The 18,731-nt window shown below is 54.3% G+C and carries 17 protein-coding genes; 9 read left to right on the top strand and 8 right to left on the bottom strand.

Annotated elements, in window-relative coordinates; genetic code table 11:
* Window positions 1-512: 512 nt before the first annotated feature.
* The 6 genes from V2154_RS11685 to sapA all read right to left on the bottom strand — a co-directional run bounded on the left by V2154_RS11685 (window position 513) and on the right by sapA (window position 7,284).
* The gene (locus tag V2154_RS11685) at window positions 513-1,724 is read right to left on the bottom strand and encodes a CMD domain-containing protein (protein ID WP_353502390.1); all 1,212 of its coding nucleotides are present in this window, start codon (window positions 1,722-1,724) and stop codon (window positions 513-515) included.
* A 243-nt stretch (window positions 1,725-1,967) separates the two neighbouring features.
* Window positions 1,968-2,783, bottom strand: a complete 816-nt coding sequence (sapF, locus tag V2154_RS11680) for a putrescine export ABC transporter ATP-binding protein SapF (protein ID WP_034791080.1) — start codon at window positions 2,781-2,783, stop codon at window positions 1,968-1,970.
* Window positions 2,783-3,775 (bottom strand): putrescine export ABC transporter ATP-binding protein SapD, encoded by a 993-nt coding sequence (gene sapD / locus V2154_RS11675; RefSeq protein WP_353502389.1) that lies wholly within the window; start codon window positions 3,773-3,775, stop codon window positions 2,783-2,785. Before sapD ends, sapF begins: the two co-directional genes overlap by 1 nt.
* Window positions 3,775-4,665, bottom strand: coding sequence for a putrescine export ABC transporter permease SapC (sapC, locus tag V2154_RS11670; RefSeq protein ID WP_353502388.1), 891 nt, complete (start codon window positions 4,663-4,665; stop codon window positions 3,775-3,777). The genes sapD and sapC overlap by 1 nt, the downstream gene beginning before the upstream one ends.
* Window positions 4,652-5,617, bottom strand: a complete 966-nt coding sequence (sapB, locus tag V2154_RS11665) for a putrescine export ABC transporter permease SapB (RefSeq protein ID WP_353502387.1) — start codon at window positions 5,615-5,617, stop codon at window positions 4,652-4,654. Before sapB ends, sapC begins: the two co-directional genes overlap by 14 nt.
* The gene (gene sapA, locus V2154_RS11660) at window positions 5,614-7,284 is read right to left on the bottom strand and encodes an ABC transporter substrate-binding protein SapA (protein WP_353502386.1); all 1,671 of its coding nucleotides are present in this window, start codon (window positions 7,282-7,284) and stop codon (window positions 5,614-5,616) included. The genes sapB and sapA overlap by 4 nt, the downstream gene beginning before the upstream one ends.
* A 227-nt stretch (window positions 7,285-7,511) precedes the next feature.
* On the opposite strand from sapA, the gene zigA reads away from it, so the two are divergent.
* Complete coding sequence (gene zigA, locus V2154_RS11655; protein ID WP_353502385.1) at window positions 7,512-8,699, top strand: zinc metallochaperone GTPase ZigA; 1,188 nt, start codon at window positions 7,512-7,514, stop codon at window positions 8,697-8,699.
* A 232-nt stretch (window positions 8,700-8,931) separates the two neighbouring features.
* On the opposite strand, the gene pspF is transcribed toward zigA, so the two are convergent.
* On the bottom strand, window positions 8,932-9,942 hold the full coding sequence (gene pspF, locus V2154_RS11650; protein ID WP_353502384.1) for a phage shock protein operon transcriptional activator: 1,011 nt from the start codon (window positions 9,940-9,942) through the stop codon (window positions 8,932-8,934).
* 286 nt (window positions 9,943-10,228) lie between these two features.
* On the opposite strand from pspF, the gene pspA reads away from it, so the two are divergent.
* The 6 genes from pspA (at window position 10,229) to V2154_RS11620 (ending at window position 14,328) form a co-directional block, all read left to right on the top strand.
* On the top strand, window positions 10,229-10,900 hold the full coding sequence (gene pspA / locus V2154_RS11645) for a phage shock protein PspA (protein WP_034791066.1): 672 nt from the start codon (window positions 10,229-10,231) through the stop codon (window positions 10,898-10,900).
* A gap of 87 nt (window positions 10,901-10,987) precedes the next feature.
* On the top strand, window positions 10,988-11,215 hold the full coding sequence (gene pspB / locus V2154_RS11640) for an envelope stress response membrane protein PspB (protein ID WP_034791064.1): 228 nt from the start codon (window positions 10,988-10,990) through the stop codon (window positions 11,213-11,215).
* Window positions 11,215-11,574: an envelope stress response membrane protein PspC gene (pspC, locus tag V2154_RS11635; RefSeq protein ID WP_353502383.1), complete on the top strand. Its 360-nt coding sequence runs from the start codon at window positions 11,215-11,217 to the stop codon at window positions 11,572-11,574. The genes pspB and pspC overlap by 1 nt, the downstream gene beginning before the upstream one ends.
* Window positions 11,575-11,643: 69 nt before the next feature.
* The gene (locus V2154_RS11630; RefSeq protein WP_353502382.1) at window positions 11,644-11,892 is read left to right on the top strand and encodes a phage shock protein PspD; all 249 of its coding nucleotides are present in this window, start codon (window positions 11,644-11,646) and stop codon (window positions 11,890-11,892) included.
* Window positions 11,867-13,264, top strand: coding sequence for a YcjX family GTP-binding protein (locus V2154_RS11625; RefSeq protein ID WP_353502381.1), 1,398 nt, complete (start codon window positions 11,867-11,869; stop codon window positions 13,262-13,264). The genes V2154_RS11630 and V2154_RS11625 overlap by 26 nt, the downstream gene beginning before the upstream one ends.
* Complete coding sequence (locus V2154_RS11620; RefSeq protein WP_353502380.1) at window positions 13,261-14,328, top strand: TIGR01620 family protein; 1,068 nt, start codon at window positions 13,261-13,263, stop codon at window positions 14,326-14,328. Before V2154_RS11625 ends, V2154_RS11620 begins: the two co-directional genes overlap by 4 nt.
* Before the next feature lie 124 nt (window positions 14,329-14,452).
* Here V2154_RS11620 and V2154_RS11615 read toward each other — a convergent pair whose 3' ends face one another.
* A complete protein-coding gene (locus V2154_RS11615) occupies window positions 14,453-14,644 on the bottom strand; it encodes a chemotaxis protein (protein ID WP_353502379.1) in 192 nt (63 codons plus the stop codon).
* A gap of 574 nt (window positions 14,645-15,218) precedes the next feature.
* On the opposite strand from V2154_RS11615, the gene V2154_RS11610 reads away from it, so the two are divergent.
* Window positions 15,219-16,505: an HlyD family secretion protein gene (locus V2154_RS11610; RefSeq protein WP_353502378.1), complete on the top strand. Its 1,287-nt coding sequence runs from the start codon at window positions 15,219-15,221 to the stop codon at window positions 16,503-16,505.
* On the top strand, window positions 16,492-18,591 hold the full coding sequence (locus tag V2154_RS11605) for a peptidase domain-containing ABC transporter (RefSeq protein WP_353502377.1): 2,100 nt from the start codon (window positions 16,492-16,494) through the stop codon (window positions 18,589-18,591). The genes V2154_RS11610 and V2154_RS11605 overlap by 14 nt, the downstream gene beginning before the upstream one ends.
* Window positions 18,592-18,731: the final 140 nt, after the last annotated feature.

The raw sequence follows: 18,731 nt of genomic DNA, 5'->3' as shown, positions 1-18,731 counted from the left end.
TTGCATTGTTATAAGATGGGATGACGGCGGGTAATGTTCCCTATCTTCGTAAACGAGGCAAGGAGTTTGACATGTTCTGTTACATATAACCGACCCGTGCTGATGAAACTGTGTTCGAAATGTTATGCAGAATTAAAAATTATGTTTTTGTCATGATTCAAATGATTATATCGTTCAAATAACAAACTAAGAATTTCACCACCTAATGTATGGGGTTTATTAATTCTTATGGTGAATGTGTTTGATTTTTAATGAATAAACCAAGCATAAACGCCGCATAGGGTTTTATAGCCAGTTTATTGTAATTGTGGGGTTGTGTGGGGTGGGGCTTTACAAAGGCGGCGGCGATTGTAATGTGATCTACTTCACTTTTTAACACTAAATTTTCGCTAGGAAATAAGATTAATACGACTTATAGCGGTTATGAAGGGAAAAGGCTGTAACAAAAAAGCTACCTGCAGGTTAAAACTCTGCCGGTAGCTTTAAAAATAGCGAGGGGATGAAACGGAGTCTTAAAGCTGCTCTGTGGTGTCACCCAGCGTCTGAATCAGTCGGTTTGACCAGGCGAAAAGGGCGCTGGTCAGCAGAATATCCAGAGAGTGCGCCGCACTGTAGCCAGCATCGGACAGGGCCTGTAGAGCTTCGACATTAAAGCGTTCTGGCGTGCGCGTTAACGCCGCCGTGGTATGCAACAAGACTTGCTCCGGCGCGGCGTCCGACGGCGCTTTTAGAGCTAAAAGCCCGGCCTTGGCGACATCGCTGTCCGCGCCAAATAGCGACTCAATAAGCCCTTTCTCACCCCCCGCTTCAAGATAGAAACGACCATGGATGCTGGCGCAATATAAACAGCCATTCAGGCGCGAAGTGGTGACCGCCGCCAGTTCGCGCCACGTGGCCTTATGTTGCTCCCGCGCGTGCATAACGTGATTGAACACGGCCGAAAACTCACTAAGACAGGGGGCATCCTGCACTAAAAGCCGGTAGAAGGACGACGAGCGCGCGTCAGGGGCGATCAGGTCCAGCACGTCCAACTGATACTTGTTAGCTTTTTCTAAATCCACTTCTGGCAGGCGAGATTGCCATTGGCGCAAAGTCAAAGAGAAGCCGTTTTGCGCGCCACTCTCCGGTGCCGGGAACCCGGGAAGCACGGCGGCCACGCGCCCGCGCAGGGCGCCCAGCACAGCTAATACCCGCGCCTGATAACTGACAAAGCCAATCAATTGGGTAAAGGTGACGATGTCCTTGGTGCTCAGGCCAACCTCGGTGAGCTGGGCCAGCATCGGCGGGGTGATAAGCGTCGGATGCGTCGCCAAGAGGCGAGCGAACTGGGTAATGTGGGTTTGGCGGATATTACTTTCACGGGAGGCATCAGGGCTGGATAGCGGGGCGAGGCGGGCAGCGTAATGGCTACAAAGTGGCTGTACCCCCGTGACCTGAGCGACGGTGAGCGCACTGCTTAAACGGTCATAAAGTGACAGCGTTTCAGTGCGCGATAAAACGACTTTTTCCGGAAAAAGCGCGTCATAAGCAGCGCGAGAAGCTTCCAGCAGGCCAGAATGTTCGGCAAAAAGGCGACGCAGTGATGGGTCGAGTTGGGCATCTAGCCCAAGAAGAAAACGATCTTGCACAAGAGCAGCGTGCGGGTCATGCGGCAAATGACCATGCTGACTGGATTGTGTTTCGTGATACCAGCCGTTATGAACGGCTCGGCGCTGTTGTTCCATGATCGGGTCCTTTGCATGAGGCAAAATTTCAGACCCTATCCTTGCTGATACGCGTTGCCATATAAAATAATGTTAAGCGATAAATAATAGCTAAAAAGAATAGAAAGCTAAGGAATCGCGACAGAAAGCCATAAGGCGGGGTTCTCTGCTGGCAGAGAATAAAAAAACCGGCCAGTAAAAATCTACCGCCGGTTCTTTTTTAATCCAAATTTTGACTTAATTTCACTGGCAATGAAATTTAATCTAGCTTTTTCCACCATCCCGTCGCCATGCGTCAGCACTTAATGCTTCACCGAAGTGGCTGGAAATCAGCCTTTTGGTCAGGTCGTGCAGCGGGGCGGCCAGCACTTCGGCGGTGTTGCCGCGCTCCACCACTTCACCGCCGTGCATCACAATCACCTGATCGCTGATGTGCTTCATCATGCCCAGATGCTGGGTCACGTAGATGTAGGAGATACCCTGCTTCTCCTGCAACTCAAGCATCATGTTGATGATTTGCGAACGCATGGACATGTCCAGCGAGGCCAGCGCCTCATCGGCGATAATCACCTTTGGCTGCAAGATAAGCGCGCGGGCCAGCGCCACACGCTGTTTCTGACCGGAGGCCAGCATGTGCGGATAGTAGTAGGCGTGGTCCGGCAGCATGCCGACTAAGCGCAGAGTCTGATTGATGCGCTGCTCGCGCTGCGGGCCGTCCAGCTCGCCGTTGAGGCGCAGCGGGGCTTCCAGCAGTTGGCCGATGCGCTGGCGCGGGTTGAGCGAGGTGCTCGGGTCCTGAAAAATCATGCGGATCTGCTGGCTGCGGAAACGGTAATCGCCGTAGTTCAGCGGCTGATCGTCAATCAGGATCTCGCCGCCCGTCGGTTCAATCATTCCCGAGAGCATTTTCGCCAGCGTTGACTTGCCCGAGCCGTTTTCGCCAATGATCGCCAGCGTCTGCCGCTCGCGCAGGGTGAAACTCACCGGCTTCACGGCATCAAGGTCCATCTTACGGAACAGGCCGGTGCGGTAGCGAAAGGTTTTGCTCAGGTTGCGTACTTCAAGCAGGGTCTCAACCATCATTGCTCCTCCATGTTGAGCGGGAAGTGGCAGGCGAAGGCGTGAGTTTTAACCACTCGCAGACGCGGTGTCTCAATACATTTCTTTTGTGCATAAGGGCAACGCGGCCCCAGACGGCAACCCACTGGCAGATGCTCCAGCGAGGGAATGGCGCCGGGCAGGGTGTTCAGGCGGCTTTTGTGCGGCAGCGAGCGGCCAAAGTCCGGCATGGCACGGATTAAGGCTTGGGTGTAAGGGTGATGCGGCGCCACCAGTAGGTCTTCGCAAACGGCACTCTCCACCGTCTGCCCGCAGTAGAGCACGTTAACCCGGTTGGCCCATTTGCTCATCATTTGCAGGTCATGGCTGATAAGCAAAATGGTGGTGTTATTGTTCTGATTGAGCCGCGAAAGCAGGCGGAAAATCTGCGCCTGGGTGGTTGGCTCCATGGCATTGGTGGGTTCATCGGCGATCAGCAGCCGTGGCTGGTTGGCCAGCGCGATGGCAATCATCACTTTCTGACACTCGCCCTCGGTCAGCTCATAGGGGAAGCTGGCCATGATGTCTTTGTGATCTTTAATGCCCACGCGGTGCAGCAGCTCAATGGCTCGGCGCTTGCGCCAACCGAAACGCTGATACCAGCGGCCTTTGTAGGTCCAGCCGGGGATCGCCTGCATCAGCTGTTTGCCGATGCTTTCGGACGGGTCGAGACAGGACTGCGGCTCTTGGAAAATCATCGAAATGTTTTGGCCAATCAGGCGGCGGCGTTCGCGCGGCGACAGGTGCAACAGGTCAATGTCGTCAAAACGCATACGGTCGGCGGTGACGCGCCAGTTATCTTTGGTGACACCACAGATGGCTTTAGCAATCAAACTTTTGCCTGAACCAGACTCACCCACCAGCCCGCGAATCTCACCCGCGCTGAGCGTCATGCTGACCCGATCAACGGCCTTCACCGGGCCGTCGGAGGTCATAAATTCAATGGTCAGATTGCGGATATCGAGTAACGGCATTATTCCACTCCCGCATTAATTGCCCGACGCATACCGTCACCTAGCAGGTTTATCAGCAACACGCTGATCAAAATCGCCGCGCCGGGCAGCATCACCGACCATGGGGCGACATAGACCAACTCCAGCGAATCCCCGAGCATGGCTCCCCATTCCGGCGACGGCAGCTGCGCGCCTAAATCAAGGAAGCCCAGCGCGGCGATGTCCAGCACGGCCATGGACAGGGCGCGGGTAAACTCGGTGACGAGCACCGCCACGATGTTCGGCAGCACCGCGTAGCGCAGGATTTGCCAGGTTGAAGCGCCGTCCAGACGCACCGCGATGACATACTCTTTTTCCAACTCGTCGTGCACCGCGCTATAGATAGTCCGGGCAATGCGTGGCAACAGCGCCAGCCAAACCGCAAGCATGGCGTGTTCAAGTTTCGGGCCGATAAAGGCCACCACGATAATCGCCAGCAGCAGCGACGGGATAGACAGCAAGGTGTCGAGAATATGGTTGAGAATTGCCGATTTCAGCCCGCGGGTGATGCCAGCCAGCACGCCGATAATGACGCCAAAGAATGCCGCCGCCAGGGTCACCAGCACCGCGCCACCAAAGGTCGGCGCTGCGCCGGTCAGAATACGGCTCAGCAAATCGCGGCCCAGATCGTCAGTGCCGAGGAAGAAGGCCACATTGCCGTTTCGCGACCAGGATGGCGGCAACAGCTGTGAGCCTAAGAACTGTTGGTCCAGAGCATAAGGCGCCAGCAGGTGGCCAAAAACACATAGGAACAGCAAACCTAACACGCCATAGAAGCCAATCATCGACAAAGTGTCGCGATAGAAGATCCCCCACATTTGGCGGAACGGGCTTGGCATCTGTTTTTCACGGTATACATTATCGAAGGGCATACCATTCCTTATGTTTCAATGGGTTGGTTAATGCGCCAAGGATGTCAGACAGGACGTTGACCACAATCACCAGGCTACCGACAATCATCACCCCGGCGGAAATGGCGGCGTAATCCTGCTGGCGAATGGCGTTAATCATCCAGCGGCCAACTCCCGGCCAGTTAAAGACCATTTCGGTGATCATCGCCAGCGTCAGCATGCTGGAGAACTGCAAACCGAGTTTAGGGATAATCGGCGGCAGGGCGTTGTGCAGCACGTGGCGGCGAATAATGGTGAAGCGCGACAGCCCGCGAGTGGCGGCGGCTTTGACATAGTTTTGGGTCAGCACGTCGTCGGTACTGATACGCATCAGGCGAATCACTTCGGTGGTCGGCGCCACCGCCAGCGCGGCGATAGGCAGGATCATATGGCGAATGGCGCTGACTATCATCTCATGGCGATAAGGCGAGTCGGAAAGCCAGGCGTCAACCAGCGTCAGGCCGGTCACCGTCTTCAATTGATAGAGCAAATCCAGCCGCCCGGATACGGGCAGCCAGCCGAGTTGGAGCGAGAAGAACAGCATCAGCAGCAGGGCTAGCCAGAACACCGGAATGGAGAAGCCGAGCAGGGCCAGGGTGCTGATCGCCACGTCCGGCCATTTCCCGCGCATCACGCCCGCCGTGATCCCCAGTGGAATGCCCACGAGTAAAGCCAGCGTGAAGGCCAGAACGCACAGCTCCATGGTCGCCGGGAATACCGCCTTGAGCTGGGTGCTGATGTTCTCACCGTTGATGCTCGACACCCCGAAGTCAAACTGGAACAGGCCAGTGAAATAGAAGTGGTAGGCATCCCATAGCGATGCGCCGCGCAGCGGGGCATTCGGCGTAAAATAGCTCAGGCTAAAGGCCACCATGCTCAGCAGGAACAGGGTGATAATCAGCAGCAGTAAACGCCGTAAAATGAAGATAATCATGGCGCTTCCTTGGTTTCGATATCGCGGAATACCCCAGCAAATGAGGAGTTACCAAAGGGACTCAGCACCAGCCCTTTTATGTCGTAGCGGTAGGCCTGAAGGCGCAGAGAAGAGGCCAGCGGCAGCACCGGCAGCTGCTCTTCAAGGATGTGCTGAGCTTGCTGATAATACTCGATGCGCTGGGAAAGCTGTTGAGACAGCAGCCCTTGGCGCAACAGCTGATCGAAGTCGGGATCACACCAATGAGCATAGTTGGTCTGCGAACGAATTGCCGCGCAGCTGAGCATCGGGCGGAAGAAGCTGTCCGGGTCATTACTGTCCGTCGCCCAGCCCGCCAGCGTCAGGTCGTGGTTCATCTCCATCAGGCGCGCTTCCTGAAAACGCCCCTCGACCGGCACGATAATCACTTTGATCCCCACCTGCGCTAAATCCGCCTGAATCAGCTCGGCGGTTTTCAGCGGGCTAGGGTTGTAGGACTGGGAGACGGTCGGCACCCACAGGCGCAGAGTGAGTTTGTCCTGACCAAGATCTTTAAGGATTTTCCGGGCTTTGTCGGGATTGTACTCCGTCACCGTGGCATTGCTGTCATAAGCCCAAGAGGCGCGGGGCAAAATGGACGCCGCCGTCTCCGCCGTGCCGTAGTAAATCGACTGCATCAAACGCTGGTTGTTAATCGATAGCGCGATGGCCTGACGAATGCGCGGATCGTTGAGCGGCGCTTTATTGGTATTGAAGGCCAGATAAGCTACGTTCATGCCGGGACGAAGGGTCAGCCGCAGGCGCGGGTCATCGCGCAAAATAGAGAGCTGGCTGGCCGCCGGATAGGCCAGCACGTCGCACTCGCCGGTGAGCAATTTGGACAGGCGCCCGGTGCCGCCGACGCCCATATCAATCACCACCTGCGCCATGCGCGGCACGCCTTTCCAGTATTGGCCATTGCGCGCCAGACGCACATATTGTCCGGTGCGGTATTCCCCTAGCTGGAAGGGACCGGTGCCGACTGGCTGGCGGTCAATCTGCTCCTCATTGCCTTTTTTCTGCAAATCATCGGCGTATTCGGCGGACAAAATCGGCGCGTAGTGGGTGGCTAAATGCCACAGGAAAGAGGCGTCCGGTTTGTTCAGACGGAACTCCACCGTGTAGTCATCCAGCTTTTTGACGCTTTTCACCGCGTGGGCGAATTGCAGACTGTCGAAGTAGGGGTAATCGTCGCCGTTGACACTGTGATAGTGATTCTGCGGATCGATAATGCGCTGAGTGCTGAACACCACGTCATCCGCGTTCATTTTACGCGTCGGGGTGAACCACGCCGTGGTCTGGAAAGGCACGTCTTTGCGCAGGTGGAAGCGATAGGTTGCGCCGTCATCTAGCACTTCCCAGCTCTGTGCCAACTCGGGGATCAGCCGGTAGGTATAAGGGTCAACGTCTAACAGCCGGTCATACAGCTGCGCCGCAAGGGTATCAATGATCAGGCCGCTGCTGGCTTTCTGCGGGTTAAAGGTATTCACCATGCCGTTCACGCAATAGACGAAACCGCTCTGGCGGATATCGGCGTTTTGCACCACGGGGCGCGGGCTGGTGACGGGGGGCTGTTCGGGCGGTGTGGCTGAAACAGCCGCATTCGCGAACCCACCCAGTAATAGCATCCACAATGTTAGACGACGCATAAGGGCTTCAATGTTAAGTAGCAATGCCTTAAGTGTACCGTACTCTGCCAGCCTCCCCAATCCATTGCGCAAAACTCCGGTTGATCTGTCGAGACTTCACGCAATTTGATGCAAGGGCGTGAAATAAAGACCTTGAAATTATGCGTCAATTGTAATGTTATAATATAACAATTCATCGTGAGGTAGGCTGAGCCGTTTCGGCCTGCTTCATTTCTACTGAGGTCTTTATGGCGTTATTACCCGTTACCGTGCTGTCAGGTTTTCTTGGCGCAGGTAAAACCACCGTGCTTAACCATATTCTGAATAATCGTCAGGGGCTGCGCGTGGCGGTTATCGTGAATGATATGAGTGAAGTCAACATTGATGCCGCGCTGGTCTCCAATGAAATCACCCTCGACCGCCAGCAGGAGAAGCTGGTGGAGATGAGCAATGGCTGCATCTGCTGCACGCTGCGCGAAGATTTGCTGATTTCCGTGCGCGAGATGGCGCAAACCGGGCGCTTTGATTATCTGTTGATTGAGTCGAGCGGCATTTCTGAGCCATTGCCGGTAGCTGAAACCTTCACCTTTGAAGACGAAGAGGGCAACAGCCTGTCGAAATTTGCCCGTCTCGACACGCTGGTGACGGTGGTCGATGGCGTCAACTTTATGCAGCAGTATCAAGAGGCGCGTAGCGTGCAGGAGGCCGGGGAGAGTCTCGGCGAAGATGATGAGCGCAGCGTGACCGACCTGCTTATCGATCAAATCGAATTCTGCGACGTGCTGCTGGTGAGCAAAACCGACCTGCTCGACAGCTTCCAGCAGCGCGAAGTGATTGCGCTGCTGCAAAGTCTCAATCCACAAGCTGACATTATTCCGATTGCGCCGGGCACCTTGCCGCTGGATCGCGTGCTCAACACCCATCGTTTTGATTTTGCCAAGGCGCAACAAGCGCCGGGCTGGCTAAAAGAGCTGCGCGGCGAGCACCAGCCGGAAACCGAAGAGTACGGTATCAGCAGCTTTGTCTACACCGCGCGCCGCCCGTTTGATCCCGACAAGTTTTATCGCGTGGTTCACGGCGACTGGGGCGGCGGCACCTTATTGCGCTCCAAAGGCTTCTTCTGGCTTGCCACTCGCCCGCGCCACGCGGGGAACTGGAGTCAGGCCGGGGGCATCGCGCGCTATGGTCTGGCCGGGACCTTCTGGAAAGCTTTGCCCGAACGCGACTGGCCGCAAGACGAAGAAACCCGCTCCCATATTATGGAAAAGTGGCAAGAGCCTTTCGGCGATATGCGCCAAGAAATTGTGTTTATCGGCCAGAACCTTAATAAAGAAGAGATCGTGCGAAGGCTCGACGACTGCCTGTTGAGCGTCGAGCAAATGGCGGAAGGTATTGATAGATGGCTAGAAATGGCCGATCCCTTCCCTGAGTGGTGATCCACAGGGACATTAGGGCTATTAGTTCAAAAGAAACAAGTAGTTGCATGGTTAGTGTGGTAATGAGAAAAATTCTCAACAAACCACTTTACAGACGATACTGATAACCATTATCATCCTTTCATCGCTTGAGGGAGACCTGCTTGGGCCTCTCTTAATCGGTACGACATTGCTCACATTGCTTCCAGTATTACTTAGCCAGCTCGGGTGCTGGCTTTTTTTTTGCCTCTTTTTAGCCGTTCTCCTCGCCCTTCACCTGAATATCATGTTTCTTCAGCATTCCGCGCAGTTGGTGATAAGTCACATCCAGCAAATCGGCGGCTTTGCGCTGATTAAAACGCGCCTGCTGCAAGGCTTGCTCAATTAACTGCTTCTCCTGCGTGTTGACCCACTGCTTCAAATTCACCGGCAGGGTAGGTAAAGCGCTGGCGGAGGAAGTCTCAGGTGCAGGCTCCTCAGAGGCCGCGTTATGGCGAGCAAAAGGGTTAAGAATAATGTTGTCGAGGGGGACGTCGCTGCTGCCGTGACGATACATGGAACGTTCCACCACGTTTTTCAGCTCACGCACGTTGCCCGGCCAGCGATAGGTTAGCAGGGTGTGTTGCGCGTGAGGGGTGAAGCCGGGGAACAGCGGCAGTGACAGCTCGCGGCACATCTGGATAGCAAAGTGCTCGGCCAGCAGCATGATGTCCTGCTGGCGCTCGCGCAATGGCGGTAGCTGGACCACGTCGAAAGCCAGCCTGTCGAGCAGGTCGGCGCGGAATTTACCTTCGGCGGCTAAGGCGGGCAGATCGTCATTGGTGGCGCACACCAGGCGCACATCCACCTGTAGCGGCTGGCTGCCGCCGACGCGTTCCAAGTGCCCATACTCAATCACTCGCAACAGCTTTTCCTGCACCAGCATCGGGGCGGTGGCTAACTCATCAAGAAACAGGGTGCCGCCGTCGGCGCGCTCGAATCGCCCAAGATGGCGCTTTTGCGCGCCGGTAAAGGCCCCCGCCTCGTGACCAAACAGCTCGGAGTCGAGCAGGTTTTCATTCAGCGCGGCGCAGTTCAAAGAGATAAAAGGTCCCTGCCAGCGCGGAGACAGATAATGCAGGCGGTGGGCGATCAGCTCCTTGCCGCTGCCGCGCTCGCCGGTGACCAGCACAGGTTTATTTAACTTCGCCAATTGAGAAACTTGCTCCAATACTTCGATAAACGCATTGGCTTCGCCCAATAGGTTGTCGGTGGTCTCGGTCATTATTTCTCCATGTACGGTGATTTAGCGGCTAAAATGGGTGGTGAAAAAAACTAATTTTTAGTTAATTTAATCATACGTCAAATAACCACAAATCGATCTAAAAATAAAAATAGATATAAATCATATGGATATTGAAATAAAAAAGTTGGCACGGGATTTGATATAGGTATTACACGCAGTCGTTTTGAATGGCTGGCAGTATTCACCGGTAACATGTAGCCGGACGTTTTAAGACTTGTTGCCCGGAGTTGCCGGAGGCCAACAGAATCAAAGAGGAATTTTGACTATGGGTATTTTTTCTCGTTTCGCTGACATCGTAAATGCCAACATCAATAACCTGTTGGACAAAGCTGAAGATCCACAGAAGCTGGTGCGCCTGATGATTCAGGAAATGGAAGATACGCTGGTGGAAGTGCGTTCTACCTCGGCTCGCGCCTTAGCGGAAAAGAAACAGCTCAACCGCCGTATCGAGCAAGGCGAAGCCCAACAGGCCGAATGGCAGGACAAAGCCGAGCTGGCTCTGCGTAAAGATAAAGACGATTTGGCTCGCGCCGCGCTGATTGAAAAGCAAAAGCTGGCTGATCTGGTCGCCACGCTGAAAAATGAAGTGACGGTGGTTGAAGAAACGCTGGATCGCATGAAGTCGGAAATTGGTGAGTTGGAAAATAAACTGACCGAAACCCGCGCTCGCCAGCAAGCGCTGACCTTGCGCCATCAGGCGGCGTCTTCTTCACGCGACGTTCGCCGCCAGCTAGACAGTGGCAAGATTGATGAAGCCATGGCGCGTTTCGAGCAGTTCGAACGCCGTATCGACCACATGGAAGCTGAAGCTGAAAGCGTTAGCATCGGCAAAAAGAAGTCACTGGACCAGCAGTTTGCTGAGTTGAAAGCTGACGATGAAATCAGTGCGCAAATCGCGGCATTGAAAGCTAAGATGCAAGGCAATCAGGACGCGTAATTCGCTTGAGAAACCTGCCTGTTCGCAGGCAGGTTGTTGCAGGATAAATGTCGTTCCCGGCAGTAATAAGACTCATAAGGAGATGCAATGAGCTTCCTGTTTTTAGCCATTCCACTGACCATCTTTGTGCTGTTTGTCGCACCTATCTGGTTGTGGCTGCACTACAGCAACCGATCGCAAAGTGGCAATCAGTTAACCCAGCATGAGAAGCAAAACCTCGCTCAGTTAACACAAGACGCGCGCCGCATGCGCGAACGTATTCAGGCGCTAGAAGAGATTCTGGATGCCGAGCACCCAAGCTGGAGGCAGTCATAATGGCGAAGAGTCTTTCAGAACGAAAGTTGTACCGCGTGCCGGAAGAGGGCGTGTTTAAAGGCGTGCTGGCCGGGCTTGCCCACTATCTTGGCGTGCCGGTGATGTTACTGCGCGTGATGGCCGTGCTGTCTATTTTCTTCGGCCTGTTTATGTTTACCGTCGTGGCCTACATCGTGCTGTGCTTTGTGCTTGAACCGGCTCCGGCCCATGAGTTTGATGATGAAAATCAGCCGTCGCCAAGAAATTTGCTGGATGAAGCAGACCGCGAATTGAAAGCCAGCGAGCAGCGTTTGCGCCAGGTTGAGCGTTACGTGACCTCGGAAACCTTTGGCGTTCGCAGCCGTTTCCACCAGTTATAACACCCCTATTTGCCGAAGCGGCCTTGTGCGGCTTCGGACCCTTTCCTCCACCCGCTAAGGAGTTTATTTATGCGTACTCTGACTTCCTCGCTGCCGGGTAATCGCAGCCTGCTGAAGAAAGTGTTCAGATTCGCCGTTATGATTGCACTGACTTTTGTGCCTGCTGGTATGGCCGCTCGCGTCCTGGGCGTGGTAGGAAAAGGTCCACTGCGTTATGTTTTAGCACTATTATTAGAGCCCCTGTTCAAAAGAATATTGACCGCGTTATTTGGGCGCTACGCCACGGAGAGCAATGAAAAGACTACAAAACGAGTTTAATTCACTGGTCAATCGCGGTATGGACCGGCACCTGCGCCTCGCGGTGACCGGTCTTAGCCGCAGCGGCAAAACCGCCTTTATTACCGCCTTCGTCAATCAGCTGCTGCACCTACACAGCGGCGCACGTTTACCCCTTTTCTCCGCCGCCCGCGAAGAGCGCCTGCTTGGCGTCAAGCGTGTGCCTCAGCGCGATCTCGGTATCTCTCGCTTTACTTACGATGAAGGCATTGCCCAGCTGCACGGTACGCCGCCGAACTGGCCGACACCGACGCGCGGCGTCAGTGAAATCCGCCTGGCCCTGCGCTATCGCTCCAATGAGTCGCTGCTGCGCCACTTCAAAGATACTTCCACGCTCTATTTAGAAATTGTCGATTACCCTGGCGAATGGCTGCTGGATTTGCCAATGCTGGAGCAGAACTATCTCGACTGGTCGCGGCAGATGGCGGGCCTGCTGCAAGGGGATCGCGCCGAATGGGCCAAGCCTTGGTTGGAACTCTGTCAGCAGTGTGACCCACTGGCCCCGGCCGACGAAAACCAGTTGGCGGCCATCGCTCAGGTCTATACCGACTACCTGCATCGCTGCAAACAGGAAGGTTTGCACTTCATTCAGCCGGGGCGTTTTGTCCTGCCGGGTGACTTGGCCGGCGCACCGGCGCTGCAATTCTTCCCGTGGCCGGAAATGCAAAAGTACAGCGACGCCCAGCTGGCGCAGGCCGACAAGAACAGTAATTTGGGCATGCTGCGCGCGCGGTTTGACTATTACTGCCAGTCGGTGGTGAAGGGCTTCTATAAAGACCATTTTGTCCGTTTCGACCGCCAAATTGTGCTGGTGGACTGCCTCCAGCCCTTAAACAGCGGGCCGCAGGCGTTTAACGACATGCGACTGGCGCTGACGCAGCTGATGCAGAGTTTCCACTATGGCAAGCGCACGCTGTTCCGCCGGCTGTTCAATCCTTGTATCGACAAACTGATGTTTGCCGCCACCAAGGCTGACCATATTACTGGCGACCAGCATGCCAATCTGGTGTCGCTGCTCCAGCAATTGGTGCAGGAGGCGTGGCAGAACGCCGCCTTTGAAGGCATCAGCATGGACTGCGCGGGTTTAGCCTCGGTACAGGCCACCGAAACCGGGATAGTGGAATATCAGGGCCAGTCAGTGCCTGCCTTGAAGGGGCATCGTCTGCAAGACGGCGCGCCGCTCACTGTGTTCCCCGGAGAAGTGCCTGCCAGACTGCCGGGCGCGGCATTTTGGCAGCAGCAGGGATTCCATTTTGATGAATTCCGCCCGCGCGAAACCAGCGTGGACGCGCCTTTGCCGCACATTCGGCTGGACGCCGTGATGGAGTTTTTACTGGGAGATAAAATGCGATGAGCGAACCTATCAAACCGCGTATTGATTTCGAACAGAGCATCAAGGAGCCGGAACAGCCCGTGTTGCGCGCCGGTCAGGCCTTTGACGGCGTTCAGGCCGAGCGCTTTCTGCCGGTTTCCAGCGAAGCCGAGATTGAGCAGCAAGAGGGCGAAGCCGAGGCGGTGATTAACCGCGCGCTGAAGCCGCGTCGCAGCCTGTGGGGCAAAATGGTGCGTCTTGGCGCCGCCGTGTTTGGCGTCAGCGTGATAGCTCAGGGCGTGCAGTGGGTGCATACCGCATGGATCCAGCAGGATTGGGTCGCGCTGGGGGCTTGCACCGCGGGCGGGCTAATCGTGGTGGCGGGCGTCGGTTCACTGCTCACCGAATGGCGGCGTTTGTATCGCCTGCGCCAGCGTGCCGACGAGCGCGACGTTGCTCGCGATTTGCTGCACAGCCATGGGTTAGGGCAGGGGCGCGCTTTCTGTGAGAAGTTGGCCGGGCAGGCCGGGCTGGATAAAAGCCATCCGGCCTTGCAGCGTTGGCAGGCTTCTCTGCACGAAACCCAGAATGATCGCGAAGTGGTTGAGCTTTATGCCCGGCTGGTCCAGCCGGTATTAGACGCTCAGGCGCGGCGCGAAATCAGCAATTCGGCGGCCGAGTCGGCGCTGATGATCGCCGTCAGCCCGCTGGCGCTGGTGGATATGGCCTTTATCGCCTGGCGCAATTTGCGTCTGGTGAATCGCATCGCCGTGCTGTATGGCATTGAGTTGGGCTATTTCAGCCGCCTGCGCCTGTTCCGACTGGTACTGTTGAATATCGCTTTTGCCGGGGCGTCTGAACTGGTGCGCGAAGTGGGTATGGACTGGATGTCGCAGGACTTGGCGGCTCGTCTCTCGGCCCGCGCGGCGCAGGGGATTGGTGCCGGGCTGCTGACCGCCCGTTTAGGTATTAAGACCATGGAGCTTTGCCGCCCGCTGCCTTGGCTGGAAGGGGACAAGCCGAAGCTGGGAGATTTCCGCAGTGAGTTAATCGGCAAGCTGAAGGCTAGCATGGTGAAAACCGATAAGCGCAATGTTGGGGTGTAGCTAATTGATTTTCGGTAAAAAAGATGCGGCAAAAAGAAGGCGCTCACCGAGGTGAGCGCCTGTATGAACCCAATCATAAACTCAGGTTGTGAGCTATTAGGTTAGATACTCTTTACTGCCAAGACTAGGTGGTCAGATAGTCGTTAGCTTTACCCAGCGCGTCTGAAATTTGGCCATAAGCCTTATTTACCGCATTACTGGTATCATCTACCGCTTTTTGACCAAAGTTTGACAGGCGGTCAGCAAATTTATTTACATCTTCCGACCAACCAGCACCATTAACCATTTCAATGTCACGTTCTGTTAACTGTTTCATCTTGGGTCATCCTCTTAGTTTGTGAAAACTGAGATCCCGACGTCCTGAGATCCGATGAATACAGGAGTAAGAAAGATATTTGTTTCGTACTCATGTCTTCATGTGACTTAAGCCTAGGACACTCAGCGGCTGAGGGGATTAGGAATAATCTCCATAAATGTAATATCTATGTAATTTCTTGATTTTAAAATAATTAAAATTTTATTTTTTTTGATATTTATATTTATCCGTCATTCATCATTCTTAGTGATTATTAAATAAGCTGATGAGAGCATTGCGAAAATGTCTATTTCCCGCTGATCAACCTGTTTAGTTTTTGTTTATTTAAAGCCTAGATTGATATAACTATTTTGCTATTGCTTAGCAGATAATCAGCAAAGGAAATATTCACGCAGCGTGATTGAATATTAGAGCCGATACTTTTAAATTGGTGATAAATAAAGCAGAGGTCAACTTTATCAATAAATTCATCTATTTCAGAGGAATCACAGTTGCCACTTAACCCACCCCTGACTATCTTTCAATGAACATTATCCAGAGGTTTCAACATCATGTTCATTGAGGGTTAAGCTAGATGCTCTTTCGTAAAGAAGTAAATGAACATCAACAGAACCACTGGGCCGGTAAGGCACTTCTGTTAGCGGGGTGGCCGGTTTGGGTGGTCACCTCGCTGACTGCTCTCTTTCTTATCGCGCTGCTCAGTTTCTTGATTTTCTCCAATTACACTCGCCGAATTAATGTGAGTGGCGAAGTGATCACCCAGCCTCATAGCATTAATTTATTCAGTCCGGAGCAGGGTGTGATCACTAATCTGATGGTGGAAACCGGCAAAACGGTCAAAAAGGGCCAGCCGCTGTATCAGATTGACGTCAGCCGGGTGACCCAGGCAGGTAATGTCAGCACCACCACGCTGTCGGCGATTAATAAACAGCGTGACCAGATAGACACCATCATCAATCAGTTGCAAAACAACAAGCGCACTACGCTGGACAATTTGCAGCAGCAGCTCGAGCAGTATGAGAAGGCGCACATGGTGTCGCAGGACATGGTAGCGTCGGCACAGCAAGGGCTGGATGCGATGAAAAAAAGCATGCAGAACTATGGCGCGTATCAGCGCAAGGGATTAATTAATACCGATCAGCTGAATAACCAGCGCTATCTGTTCTATCAACAGCAAACCTCCTTCCAAAGCCTTAATACGCAATCCATCCAAGAGTCATTGCAGATAACCAACTTGCGCAGCGAGCTGGTGACCCGCGCCGCCGATTTCGACAACCAGATTTCGCAGTACGGCGTGCAGCGCAATGACTTAGACCGCCAGCTGGCCGAGGCCGATGCTAAAGGCTCGCTGCTGATCACCGCGCCGACCGACGGCAAGATCTCCTCACTCAGCGTGACGCCGGGGCAGATGGTCAATGCCGGTGACAGTCTGGCGCAGCTGGTTCCGGCCAAGAATTCACCTTTCTTCCTGGTGGCATGGTTGCCGAATGAAAGCGTGCCTTACGTCAAGCCGGGGGAGGAGATCAATATTCGCTACGAAGCCTATCCGTTTGAAAAATATGGCCAGTTCCCCGGAAGAGTGGAGTCCGTTTCCTCTGCGCCGGTGTCCGAGCAGGAGCTGAACTCTTACTCTAGCGCGCCGAAGAACCCTAATGGCACGGTCAGCGGGCCTTATTACAAAGTGATTGTTTCCTTAGATAAAAGCCAGCTCAACTGGCATGGCGAAACGCTCAATTTATCCAGTGGCATGAAAGCGGAGTCTACGATGTTCCTCGAAAAACGCCCGCTCTATCAGTGGATGCTATCTCCGTATTACAGCATGAAGAAAAGTGTGGTGGGGCCGATCAATGAATCTCGATAACGTGCGCGAACTGGCAAACAGTCTGCATTTCGGCTTCCGGCATAAAGTCCCGCAAATCATCCAAACCGAGGCCGCTGAGTGCGGCTTGGCCTGTCTGGCGATGGTCTGCGGTTATCACGGCAAGCATGTTGATTTGCAGAGTCTGCGCCAGCGTTTTGGCATTTCATCTCGTGGCGCGACCCTGCGCACCCTGATGGATATTGCCACCTCGGTGGAGCTGAAGTCTCGCGCCCTTAAGCTCGACATTGATGAGCTGAATGCGCTGAAAACCCCCTGCATTCTGCACTGGGATCTTAACCATTTCGTGGTGCTGGTGGCAGTGAAGCAGGGCAAAGTGATTATTCACGACCCGGCCTTTGGTCAGCGCTCGCTGGGTATCCGCGAGGTGTCTGAACATTTCACCGGCGTGGCGCTGGAGCTGTGGCCGGACAGCGGCTTTACCTCGGAAAAGCCGCGCGTTCGCCTGAATCTGCGCAAAATGATGGGCAACGTCAGTGGCTTAATCCCCGCGCTGACCAAGATTTTCTGCCTATCGCTGATGATTGAGTCGGTCAACCTGCTACTGCCGGTCGGCATGCAGTTGGTCATGGACCACGTGATCCCCGCCAAAGACCCCGACCTGCTGACCCTGATTTGCCTCGGGCTGCTGTTCTTCATCATCTTCCGCACCGGCGTGAGCATGCTGCGCGCCTGGACCTCTTTGGTGATGAGTACGCTGATTGACGTGCAGTGGAAAGCGCGGCTGTTTGACCACCTGCTCAAGCTGCCGCTGGACTATTTCGAGAAGCGCAAACTGGGCGATATTCAGTCGCGCTTTACCTCTCTCGACACGCTACGCACTACGCTGACCACCAACGTGGTCAACAGTATTATCGACGGCATCATGTCCATCGGCCTGATTGTGATGATGGTGCTGTACGGCGGCTGGCTGATTTGGGTCATTCTTGGCTTCACCGCGATTTACGTCATCTTTAGGCTTTCGACCTATAACGCCTATCGGCAGGTGTCCGAGGAGCAAATCGTCAAAAGCGCCCGTGCCGGTTCCCACTTTATGGAAACCCTGTATGGCATAAGTACCCTGAAGGCGCTGGGGCTGTCGAAGACGCGCGCCAACTTCTGGCTCAATATGAACATTGATAACGCCAATGCCACGGTGCGCAAGACTAAGTTTGAGATGATGTTTGCCGGCGGTAATACGCTGATTGCCACTCTCGATCAGGTGGCGTTGCTGTGGCTGGGGGCGAGTCAGGTGATTGACGGCCATATGACATTAGGGATGTTTGTCGCCTTCAACACCTATCGCGGGCAGTTCTCCGAACGCGCGGCCAACCTGCTCAATATGGTTTTACAGCTGAGGATGCTTTCGCTGCACCGCGATCGTATCGCCGATATCGCGCTGACCGACACCGAGAAGAGCCTGCCCGAGCGCGAACTGCTGCGCGGCGGCGAGGCGGCGTCCCTCGACGTGCGCGACCTGGTGTTCCAGTATGACAGCCTGTCCGCGCCATTAATCAACGGCCTGAACCTGTCCGTGGCGGCGGGAGAGAGCGTGGCGATTGTCGGGCCGTCTGGGCAGGGTAAAACCACGCTGATGAAGATAATGACCGGGCTGCTGTCGCCTACGCAGGGCCGCGTGTTGATTAACGGCATGGATATTACTACCGCCGGTTTGAACAATTACCGCAGCTGTATTGCCTGTGTGTTGCAGGACGACACGCTGTTTGCCGGTTCAATTGGCGAGAACATTGCCAGCTTTGATGAGCAGAAGGATGAGGCGCGCATTGTGGATTGTGCTCGCCGTTGCAACATTCATGATGATATTGAAAAGATGCCGATGGGCTATGAAACGCTGATCAGCGAACTGGGCAACAGCTTGTCTGGCGGCCAGAAACAGCGGTTATTGATTGCCCGCGCGCTCTACCGTCGCCCGGCGATTCTGTTCCTTGATGAAGCGACCAGCCATTTAGATCTGGATAATGAATCCAAGATTAATCAGGCCATCAGCGAACTGGAGATCACCAGGATCTTCATCGCCCATCGGCCATCCACCATAGAAACGGCAGATCGGGTAATTAAGCTCGGGTAGGGATTGAATCAGGTCTTCTCTTCGGGATAGGGGGGAAGGCTTGGTTTAAGGTCTAGAATAGGGTTGGAATTAAAACAATAAAAGATAAATGTTGTTGTTTTAGATTGTTTTTTTATCGAGAAGGAACTCAGACATGATGC

Source organism: Ewingella sp. CoE-038-23, from assembly GCF_040419245.1.
Classification (GTDB): Bacteria; Pseudomonadota; Gammaproteobacteria; order Enterobacterales; family Enterobacteriaceae; genus Ewingella; species Ewingella allii.
This window is presented reverse-complemented; position numbering and strand designations above follow the sequence as displayed.

What these genes read in the sequence shown, in the direction of transcription:
- V2154_RS11685 (WP_353502390.1), bottom strand. Translation starts at nt 1,724, where the DNA reads ATGGAACAACAGCGCCGAGCCGTTCATAACGGCTGGTATCACGAAACA.
- sapF (WP_034791080.1), bottom strand. Translation starts at nt 2,783, where the DNA reads ATGGTTGAGACCCTGCTTGAAGTACGCAACCTGAGCAAAACCTTTCGC.
- sapD (WP_353502389.1), bottom strand. Translation starts at nt 3,775, where the DNA reads ATGCCGTTACTCGATATCCGCAATCTGACCATTGAATTTATGACCTCC.
- sapC (WP_353502388.1), bottom strand. Translation starts at nt 4,665, where the DNA reads ATGCCCTTCGATAATGTATACCGTGAAAAACAGATGCCAAGCCCGTTC.
- sapB (WP_353502387.1), bottom strand. Translation starts at nt 5,617, where the DNA reads ATGATTATCTTCATTTTACGGCGTTTACTGCTGCTGATTATCACCCTG.
- sapA (WP_353502386.1), bottom strand. Translation starts at nt 7,284, where the DNA reads ATGCGTCGTCTAACATTGTGGATGCTATTACTGGGTGGGTTCGCGAAT.
- zigA (WP_353502385.1), top strand. Translation starts at nt 7,512, where the DNA reads ATGGCGTTATTACCCGTTACCGTGCTGTCAGGTTTTCTTGGCGCAGGT.
- pspF (WP_353502384.1), bottom strand. Translation starts at nt 9,942, where the DNA reads ATGACCGAGACCACCGACAACCTATTGGGCGAAGCCAATGCGTTTATC.
- pspA (WP_034791066.1), top strand. Translation starts at nt 10,229, where the DNA reads ATGGGTATTTTTTCTCGTTTCGCTGACATCGTAAATGCCAACATCAAT.
- pspB (WP_034791064.1), top strand. Translation starts at nt 10,988, where the DNA reads ATGAGCTTCCTGTTTTTAGCCATTCCACTGACCATCTTTGTGCTGTTT.
- pspC (WP_353502383.1), top strand. Translation starts at nt 11,215, where the DNA reads ATGGCGAAGAGTCTTTCAGAACGAAAGTTGTACCGCGTGCCGGAAGAG.
- V2154_RS11630 (WP_353502382.1), top strand. Translation starts at nt 11,644, where the DNA reads ATGCGTACTCTGACTTCCTCGCTGCCGGGTAATCGCAGCCTGCTGAAG.
- V2154_RS11625 (WP_353502381.1), top strand. Translation starts at nt 11,867, where the DNA reads ATGAAAAGACTACAAAACGAGTTTAATTCACTGGTCAATCGCGGTATG.
- V2154_RS11620 (WP_353502380.1), top strand. Translation starts at nt 13,261, where the DNA reads ATGAGCGAACCTATCAAACCGCGTATTGATTTCGAACAGAGCATCAAG.
- V2154_RS11615 (WP_353502379.1), bottom strand. Translation starts at nt 14,644, where the DNA reads ATGAAACAGTTAACAGAACGTGACATTGAAATGGTTAATGGTGCTGGT.
- V2154_RS11610 (WP_353502378.1), top strand. Translation starts at nt 15,219, where the DNA reads ATGCTCTTTCGTAAAGAAGTAAATGAACATCAACAGAACCACTGGGCC.
- V2154_RS11605 (WP_353502377.1), top strand. Translation starts at nt 16,492, where the DNA reads ATGAATCTCGATAACGTGCGCGAACTGGCAAACAGTCTGCATTTCGGC.